An 8802-nucleotide genomic window follows, 5' to 3' on the forward strand; every position below is an offset into this window, starting at 1 on the left:
CTCGACCCGCCCCCGCCCAGCCCTGAACTCGAGGAGCCCGCGATGTCGACCCGGACCGCTGACGAGATCCGTGCGGAGCGCCTGGCCAAGGCCGGCCAGGTCCTGACCGCCCTGCTCGCCGTCACCGCCTACGCGGTTGCCTGGCTGATCAAGCGCAGCTGGCGACGGCTGCTGCCCGCCTACTGGGTCGCCGCCGAGCTGGCCGTGGCGTGGGTCGCCGGCCCGCTGGGCCTGTCCTGGCAGACCGTGGGGATCCTCGCCCTGGCCATCACCGCGACGGCGGCCTGCTGGCAAGCCCGCTCCCGCACCGTGCGCGCCTGGCGGGCCGCGATCGCGGTCGTGCTCGGCGGCGCTGCGGTGGCGACGGTCGCCGGGGGCGGGCCGGCCGCGATGGCCGCGCACCCCACGCTCACGATCGCGGTGCCGACCGTGCTCGGCGCGGTGCTGGGTTGGCCGTGGTGGCACCACCTGCGTCACCTAGCCCCGCCACCGCCGCCCGAGCCGGTGGTGATCGACGAGCCGGTCGACGTGGTCGACCCGCTGACCGCGCACTGGGAGCAGCGCTGGCAGAACGAGGTGGTCGGACAGGGCGTGTGCGCCGGCACCACCCTCGTCAAGGCCGTCGAGCCCCGGCCCGGGATCACCGAAGCTCTCGTGCGTCTGGCCCCCGGCACCAAGCCCGGCCCGCTGTTCAAGTCCGGGGTGGACGTGGAGGTCGCCCTGGACCTCAACGAGGGCGCGATCGGCTGGCGCTCGACCGGCAAGCGGGCGTGGCTGCGGGTGGTCCTCGTCGAGAACTCCTACATCGCCACCGGCGTGCCGTGGACCGGCCCCACCTACGACAACGGCCGCTTCGAGATCGCCCGGTTTGCCGACGGCTCCCCCGGTCAGTGGGTGGTGTCCCGGCCGAAGTACGGCGTGCTCGGCGGCCTGGTCGTCGGCTCCACCGGCGCCGGGAAGTCCCGCGCCCTCGGGGCGTTGATCGCGAACCTGCTCGAAGGTGGCGTCCAGGTCGCTGTCGGTGACCCGCAGAACGGCCAGAGCCTGCCTGCGTGGAAGGACATCGTCGACTACCACCCCGGCGTCGAGAAGACCACGCTGCTGGTCCGCCGAGTGCACGCCGAGATCATGCGCCGCTCCCAGCTGCTCGCCAACGCGGGCGTCGAGGCCTTCGACGTCGACGACCCCCGGGTCAAGGCCCTCGGCCTGAGCCCTTTCGTCGTGATCGTCGACGAGTGCCAGCTGGTCCTGATCCCGAACACCCCGATCGTGGCCCTGGCCGAGCAGTCCGGCGAGACCATGCGCAAGACCGGAGTCGGTCTGGTCTTCGCCACGCAACTGCCGCAGATGAAGTCCCTCGGCGGGTCGGTACGGCTGCGCGACGCCCTGGTCGCCGGCAACGCCCTGATCCTGCGGCTGTCCAACCGAGGTTCCGGCACCACGATCCTGCCCGACGATTTCGTCGGTGACCCGTTCGCCCTGCAGCCGGAGATCGACGGACAGTCCACCGCAGGCATGGGCTACCTACGCCACAGCAACCGCGTCGGAATGCTCTGCCGCGTCCCGAACCTCGACGAGACCGCCGCCGCCGCTGCGGCCCCGCGTGTGCCGGTGCGGTGGAACGTGCCCGAGGTCGACCCCAAGAGCCCGATCGTGCTGCCGGGGCACCGCGCCCCCGCCAACACGACCACGACCGCAGGCGGTGGCAGCGCGGTGGACCGGCTGCGCGCCGCGTTCGGTGGCGGCGGCGGACGCAAGGCCACGACCGCCGTGGTGGAGCAGGTCGCGCCGCTGACCCCCGTCGAGTGGGTCCTGGCGTGCCTGCGCCGCGGACCCGCCTCCGCGCAGGCGCTGCTGGACCGCCCGGACTGCCCGGTCAACCAGTCCCAGCTCTACGCCCTGCTGGGCCGGCTCAAGGACGCCGGCCGCATCACCCCGCCCGCCCAGCGCGGCGGCCCGTTCACCATCGCGAGCTGACCGCCTCCGTGACAGCCGACCGCACCGCCCGGGTCGGCTCTCGCGGTGGCCGCCACGCCCACCCCGCCCTGCCGCTCACCCCGGACAAGGAGACCCCATGGCCAGCACCCGCCGCAGCAAGAAGCAGCCCGAGGTCGACCACGGCACCAGATTCGCCCGCCGCGCCGGCCTGGCCGCCCGCGCCGCCTGGTACGCCACAGCGGCCGGCGCCGGCCGCCTCGCCCGCAAGCTACCCAGCCCGCACCGGACCTCGGGCGTCGACCTGCCCGGCCACGACACCGCCGGCCTCGTCCTGCTGCTCACCGGCGTCATCACCGCGGCCGCCGTGTGGACCCACCCCGCTGGCGTGCCCGGCCGGCTCCTGGGCGTGCCGGCCGGCATCGCCGAGGGCCTGCTCGGCCACCTCGCCATCGTCGCGCCGTTGCCCCTGGTCTGGCTCGCCATCCAGGCAATGCGCCACCCCGCCGGCAGCCACACGGTGCGGATCCTCGCCCAGGCCGCTGGCGCCCTGCTCACCGCCGCCGGCCTCGCCGGGCTGCTGGACCTGCCCACAGCCGGTGCCGGAGGGCTGCTCGGTGAGATCACCGGCGCTCTCGACGCGGTGCTCAGCATCTGGGGGGCCGTGCCGGTCCTACTCGGCCTGATCGCCGCCGGCCTCACCGCCGCCACCGGCATCAGCCCGGTCGCCGTGGTAGCCACCCTCGCCGCCACGCGATCCCGCCGGGCTGCGCTGGCCGACACCGATGAGGACCTGGACCGGCTGGTCGACGACGCCGACGACATCGACCGCGACGACGCGGCTGAGGTGCCGGCCGCCCCACGCCCCGCTACCACCGCGGCGGCGCCGGCGGATTCCGGGGAATCGGCACCCCGACCGCCGCGCCCACGCCGCCAGGCGACCGAACCGGCCCTGGTGGCCACGCCGGCGACGGCCGCCGCTGCGGCACCGGTGACGGCGGGCGGCTACCAGTTGCCACCGCTGAGCCTGCTCGCCGCAGGCGACCCACCGCAGCGGCGTACCGCCGCCACCGACACCGGCAAGAAGGCCCTCCAGGGCGTCCTGGACGACTTCAAGGTCGCTGGGACGGTGTCCGGCGCGCACCGCGGGCCGACCGTCACCCGCTACGAGATCACCATCGGCCCCGGGGTAAAGGTCGAGCGCGTCATCGGCTTGGCGAAGAACTTCGCCTACGTCGTCGGCAAGCCCGAGGTGCGGCTGCTGTCCCCGATCCCCGGCAAGAGCGCCGTCGGCGTGGAGGTGCCCAACTCCGACCGGGAGACGGTGACCCTCGGCGACGTCATCCGCTCCCGCGCCGCCCGCGACGGGCACCGGCTGCTCGTCGGGCTGGGCAAGGACATCGACGGCAAGGCCGTCACCGCGAACCTGGCGACCATGCCGCACCTGCTCCTGGGCGGCGCCACCGGCGCCGGGAAATCGGGCTGCCTCAACACCCTGCTCGTGTCGATCCTGACCCGGGCGACGCCCGACGAGGTACGGCTACTGCTGATCGACCCCAAGCGCGTCGAGTTGACCACCTACGCCGGTATCCCCCACCTGGTCACCCCGATCGTCACCAACGCGCGTAAGGCCGCCGATGCCCTGGACTGGGTCGTGCGGGAGATGGACATGCGCTACGACGACATGGCCGCCCACGGGGTGCGCCACGTCGACGAGTTCAACCGCAAGGTCCGCGCCGGTGAGATCACGTCGCCGGCCGGCAGTGAGCGGGTCCTGGAGCCGTACCCGTACCTGGTGGTGGTCGTCGACGAGCTGGCCGACCTGATGATGGTCGCCCCCCGCGACGTCGAGGACGCCGTCGTGCGGATCACCCAGCTCGCCCGCGCCGCCGGCATCCACCTCGTGCTGGCCACCCAGCGCCCGTCGGTGGACGTGGTGACCGGGCTGATCAAGGCCAACGTCCCGTCACGGCTCGCGTTCGCGACCAGCTCCCTGACCGACTCCCGGGTCATCCTCGACCAGCCCGGCGCGGAGAAGCTGCTCGGCCAGGGCGACGGCCTGTTCCTGCCCATGGGCGCGTCCACGCCGGTCCGGATCCAGGGCGCATGGGTCAGCGACGCCGAGGTCACCGCCGTCGTCGAGCACTGGCGTTCCCAGGCCGCCACCGGTGCCCAGCCCTCCGCGCCGGCCACCGTGACGCCGCCGGCCGCCGAAACCCCGGCCCGCCCGGCGGTGAACACCGCCGTCGTCGACGGGCTCGACGACGACGAGAGGGCCCTGCTGCGCGAGGCCGCCGAGCTGATCGTCACCAGCCAATTCGGGTCGACCTCGATGCTGCAGCGCAAGCTGCGCATCGGCTTCGCCAAAGCCGGCCGGCTCATGGACACCCTCGCCGACCTGCACGTGGTCGGCCCCTCCGAAGGCTCCAAAGCCCGCGACGTGCTCGTGCGCGTCGATGACCTGCCCGACCTGCTCACCGCGCTCGGCGGCGACTCCCCCACCGACTCCGACGACGCCGGCGCGACCGTGCTGGCGTTCCCCCGCAACGGCACCCGCCGCTGACCTGCCCCGCACCGCCCCACCCGGATCCGCCAGACGAAGGGAAGCTCCATGGACACCTCCCGTACCTCCGGCGAGCAGCACCTCGCCCCCATCGACCACATCACCACCAGCGAGGCCGGCGAGGGCCGCCGATGGTCGCTGGCCACCTGGTGGCGCGACACCGCCACGGTGTTCGTGCACGACAACTGGCTGCTCGGCGTGCTCGCGCTGGCCGCCCTCGCCCTGCTCATTGTGCTGCTGTGGGCCGTCTGGGTCATCGTCACCAAGCTCGTCGACGTCGCGGACGCTGGCCTCGACGCGGCCGGCGCCTGGATCACCGACGGGCCGATCACCCACAGCATCTCCGACCCGATGCGCGCCTACCTCGACACTCACACCGTCGGCCTGCCCGCCACCGCCCGTGACCTGTGGATCATGTGGCTCGTCGCGGCCGGCGCCCTCTACCTCGGCGCGCTGTTCGGCTCCACCTACGCCCGCATCGGCTGGGCCGCGATCGGTGCCCTGACCGGCGTCGCCGTGTACGCCGCGCCCCGGCCGGCACCGGCCCCGCCGCCGCCGGCCTGACCGCTGTGGTGTGGCTGACCCTGTCCCTGCTCGCCTACGCCGGCCGCAGCAACCTCATGGTCGGCGACATCCTGCCCAGCCTCGCCCACCGGCGCGATCGCGATCCGGTCATCGACAGCACCTACTGACCCGCACGCACGGCGGGCGGCCCCACGCCTCCTACAGCCAGGGCCGCCCGCCACTCCCCCATCCAGCAGATGAGAAGGAGCTACCTCCATGGTGCCCGATCCGGGTGAACCGACCTACCTCGGCGCGGCCTACGACAGCGACCACGATCCGCGTGGCCAGCGCCGTCTCTTCCAGATCCCCACCGCCGGCGCGCACGCGGTGCTGGTGGAGATTCCCACCAGCCTTGCCGACAGCACGTCCCACTGCACCGGCTGCGGTCACACCGACAGCGACTTCTCCGAGCTGGAGATCCTCGCCCGCGCTGGCGCGCACGCTTCCGCCTGCGGGCGAGGCACCGTCACCGCCGCCTTGGACGCCGCGGTCGCCACCGTCCGCACCGAGCTGGCCCGCATCGACCCCAAGGCCGGCGGCTACCTGCAGATGGCCGGAGTGCTACTCGGCGCCGGCCTGGCGGTACTCGGCGGCGCCGGAGCCGGCGGCCACCTTCCCCCGTCCGCGCTGCGGGCCGGCGCTGCGACCGGCGTGGTGGTGCTCGTCGCCGTCGCCCTGCTCCTGCTGGCCTCTCGCCCCCGCCTCGGCGGCGACTTCGGATTCGTGGCCTACGCCGATGCCGACACCGCCCAGGACGTGCTCGCCCGCATCGCCGGGGGCGACGCCGAGCAGGTCCCGCAGATGACGCCGCTGACCCGCGCTCGCGAGCTGTGGTGGCTCTCCCGAGCCGTACGCGCCAAGTACGTGGCGATCGCTCGCGCGGTACCGCTGCTGCTCGCCGGGTACGTCGGCGCGGCCGTCACCGCCGCCTTGGCGATCTGGGGCCGGTGAACGCGATGACCCGCCCTGAATTCGCCACCGCCATCCTCGGCACCACCGACGAATACCGGCTCGACATCGTCACCGACCCCGAACCCGACATCCCCCAGGTTGTCAGCTACTTCACCGCCAGCGACCCCGAGGCGGCGAGCCAGCAGGCGCTGCGGCTACTCGCCGCCGTCAACGGCCCCGACGATCGCTACGGCGAGCTGTACACCCACGACGGTGACGGCGGCGCGGTCCACGTCGACACCATCCATCTTCCTGAATGATCACTCGTCGCGCGCGAATAGGCGGCCCGAATCGTCCGGCCGCCTATTCGGCCACATGTAGTCGAATCTTTTTATCCCAGAAGTCCGTCGGGCTCGTGGTGGTATGTCCCGATTTTGGCCCTAGATCCATACAGGACTGTGCGGGTTCGGTGGTTTCAAAGCGTGTTGGGGTGCGTGCGTCGGGGAGAGTCACCGTAAGATCCACGGGTCTTAAGCCTGAATTGATCTTGGAGGAGCGCCCGCGCTCAACGGCTAACTGCAGACAGCAAGAGAGCCCCACACCCCGATTTCGTTTGGCCGCGAAAGGGTCTGAGGCTCCGACAAGCTCGGAGGACACCATAGCACCCACCTCCGGGCTGGGTGCACTTTTGTCTCTCGACACGGTTACTGCGTGTCGCGGCGATGCCTGCCTGCGCCCAGTCCCCTCTCCGTTACGTGCCATCACCAGTGATGGCGTTACCCTGCGCGAGCACCACCATTACGCCACGTTGTCCCATGAGCGGCCGAGCCGTTGCTGGACTGCGGCGAATCTCGGCCCAGGACGTAAGCCCGTCGGGTCTGCGGCGGTGCCGCAATGATCACCGCATCTCTCCGGGCGTTGGACTCGGATCGTGTGGCGGCGCTCGGGTACTGCCCCGACTGCTACGCCACTGGTGCGGCCGTACTCGTCGTACCCGGACAGCACCACTGCCGGGCGCACCTGGTCGATCAGCGCCTGCTGATCGAGACCACCACCGCCGGGCAGGCCCGCCTGGTGGCCCCGCCCGGGGCCCGCCGCCGGCCGGTCTACCCGACCGGTGTTCAGGTGTCATGTGTGTCCTGTGCCGCTGCCGGCCGGAACAAGCAGGGCCTCCCGCGCGACGGGGCGGGGTCGGATCCGCTGTGCATGTCCTGCTGGCGGGGACGCACCGACCGGCGAGACGCCGCCCAGCGGCACCACCTGGTCGCCGCCCTGCGCGATCGCCTCGACCACGCCCAAGACGTCGTTGACGTCGATTGCGCGGCCTGCGGTGAACCCGAACCGATGCCGACCTGCTGGCTGTGTGGGTACTCCTACCTGGAGCAGGCCCGCGCCGATCACGCCCACGCGCAGGCGCTGGAGGCCGCCGCCGTCGACGAGCGCTTCGCGCAGCTCGCCGAGATGGCTGACGCCCGCGAGCGGGTCGACGAGCTGACCGCGTGGATCCAGCGCCTGATGGAGACGCTGAGCGCCTTCGACGCCGGCGACAGTTGGGGCCGGCCGGTCTGGATGCTGGCCGACCTGCTCGCCCGCGACGCCGCCAGCCGTGCCAGCCGCCGCGGCCGGCGCTCCGCGCTGGGCCGGGTCGGTGCGGTGCTGGCCGTCGACGCGGACCGCCGCTCCGGGCGCCGTGCCATGCCCGGCCGCGCCAAGACCGCCCTGCTCGCCGGCTGCGGACTCCACCCGTCCCGTGACGGACGCCTGGCGCCGCGCCGAGGCCCTGGGCTGGCAGACCCGCGTCGAGCAGGGCCGCCGCCTCAGCTACGCCGAGCGATGCGCCACCGGCCGCGCCCAGGCACGGGCCGTCTTCGACATCACCCCGCTCCACCGAGGCGACACGGCCGCCCAGACGGCGCACGTGCCGGCCGCGCTGACCATCCTGGCCGAGCTGCTCGACCACGCCCGCACGCTGCTCACCGAGGCGCAGGACCGCGTCGACGAGCTGGACGCTCGCGCTGGCGGCTGGGTCGACTACCACGAGCGCGTGCGCCGCCACCAGATCCGCCAAGCGGTGGTCGCCGTCCGCGATCACGCTCGTGACCAGGCCTTGAATTTCCGCACCCCCCACACGGTGTCTCAAGGTATGAGTGTTTACTCCAGCTCGTCTCGGGGTCTGCTGATCTCACCGTCAATCGCGTCCGCTCCGTCGTGGAACCGGCAGAGCCGGAGGAAGGACGGCGCTTCGCGCTCATCGACGAGGAGCGGAGTCGATCTCGGCCCTGCCAGGTCACACCCTGTACAGCGTCCTAGGCCGGCTCAGAGGCCCGGTGGCGCGTCACGGCGGGCCCGGCCACGTCCTGAGTGGTCGGGATGGGCGTACGACCTCGCACGGGCCGTTCAGGGCCGGTGGATGTGGCTGCGCCGCGCTCCCCTTCCCCGGGTCGCAGCCACGCTGGGCGCCGCACTCGGTCCGGACTGGACGGCCGAGGCGCTCGATGCCTGGGTCCGGGGTGCCCGGACCCGTCCGCTGCTGGCCGAGCCCGACAACCCCACGGCCTACCTGCGCGCTCTGCTCGACGAGGCGATGACCGGACCGGCCGAGCCGCCGTACCCGACCCGTCGGCACGCCGAGCACCGCCGCGCCCTGGTCGTTGAGCAGGCGCAGGAGCAGCAGGAGCGTCGCAGGGCCGTCCGTGAGGCCCAGCGCCACAATCGGGGTCCGGTGGCACCCGGACGGCGCAGCGCAGCGGCGGAAGCCGCCCTGGCCTCGGTCCGTGCCCGCACGCCGGGACACCTTCGGCGGGCCGATCGCGCCGCCCTGCTCGACGCCCCGCCGCTCGCCGACTGCG

General features: G+C 73.0%; 7 protein-coding genes and 1 pseudogene. 7 read left to right on the forward strand and 1 reads right to left on the reverse strand.

Going from position 1 to position 8802, the window contains the following annotated elements; translation table 11 throughout:
• Positions 1-42: 42 nt before the first annotated feature.
• From JNW91_RS26855 to JNW91_RS26875, 6 genes are all read left to right on the forward strand, one after another.
• Positions 43-1977, forward strand: a complete 1935-nt coding sequence (locus JNW91_RS26855; protein WP_203178192.1) for an FtsK/SpoIIIE domain-containing protein — start codon at positions 43-45, stop codon at positions 1975-1977.
• Positions 1978-2074: 97 nt separating this feature from the next.
• A complete protein-coding gene (locus JNW91_RS26860) occupies positions 2075-4498 on the forward strand; it encodes a DNA translocase FtsK (RefSeq protein WP_203178193.1) in 2424 nt (807 codons plus the stop codon).
• A gap of 48 nt (positions 4499-4546) precedes the next feature.
• Entirely contained in the window at positions 4547-5062 is a 516-nt protein-coding gene (locus tag JNW91_RS26865) for a hypothetical protein (protein ID WP_203178195.1), read from the forward strand.
• A gap of 5 nt (positions 5063-5067) precedes the next feature.
• On the forward strand, positions 5068-5190 hold the full coding sequence (locus JNW91_RS33255; protein ID WP_255545301.1) for a hypothetical protein: 123 nt from the start codon (positions 5068-5070) through the stop codon (positions 5188-5190).
• An 88-nt stretch (positions 5191-5278) separates the two neighbouring features.
• Positions 5279-6013, forward strand: coding sequence for a Pycsar system effector family protein (locus tag JNW91_RS26870; protein WP_203178197.1), 735 nt, complete (start codon positions 5279-5281; stop codon positions 6011-6013).
• Positions 6014-6018: 5 nt separating this feature from the next.
• The gene (locus JNW91_RS26875; RefSeq protein ID WP_203178198.1) at positions 6019-6273 is read left to right on the forward strand and encodes a hypothetical protein; all 255 of its coding nucleotides are present in this window, start codon (positions 6019-6021) and stop codon (positions 6271-6273) included.
• A gap of 808 nt (positions 6274-7081) precedes the next feature.
• Here the strand turns inward: JNW91_RS26875 and JNW91_RS26880 are convergent.
• Positions 7082-7696 (reverse strand): hypothetical protein, encoded by a 615-nt coding sequence (locus JNW91_RS26880; protein ID WP_203178199.1) that lies wholly within the window; start codon positions 7694-7696, stop codon positions 7082-7084.
• Between the two features lie 7 nt (positions 7697-7703).
• Here JNW91_RS26880 and JNW91_RS26885 point away from each other — a divergent pair.
• A pseudogene (locus JNW91_RS26885) lies at positions 7704-8802 on the forward strand (hypothetical protein); the annotation flags it as partial.

This window comes from Micromonospora parastrephiae (genome assembly GCF_016802865.1).
In the GTDB taxonomy this organism is placed as follows: domain Bacteria; phylum Actinomycetota; class Actinomycetes; order Mycobacteriales; family Micromonosporaceae; genus Micromonospora; species Micromonospora parastrephiae.

Excerpts from the sequence above, each read along its gene's own strand:
- JNW91_RS26855 (WP_203178192.1), top strand. The coding sequence starts at position 43 with ATGTCGACCCGGACCGCTGACGAGATCCGTGCGGAGCGCCTGGCCAAG.
- JNW91_RS26860 (WP_203178193.1), top strand. The coding sequence starts at position 2,075 with ATGGCCAGCACCCGCCGCAGCAAGAAGCAGCCCGAGGTCGACCACGGC.
- JNW91_RS26865 (WP_203178195.1), top strand. The coding sequence starts at position 4,547 with ATGGACACCTCCCGTACCTCCGGCGAGCAGCACCTCGCCCCCATCGAC.
- JNW91_RS26870 (WP_203178197.1), top strand. The coding sequence starts at position 5,279 with ATGGTGCCCGATCCGGGTGAACCGACCTACCTCGGCGCGGCCTACGAC.
- JNW91_RS26875 (WP_203178198.1), top strand. The coding sequence starts at position 6,019 with ATGACCCGCCCTGAATTCGCCACCGCCATCCTCGGCACCACCGACGAA.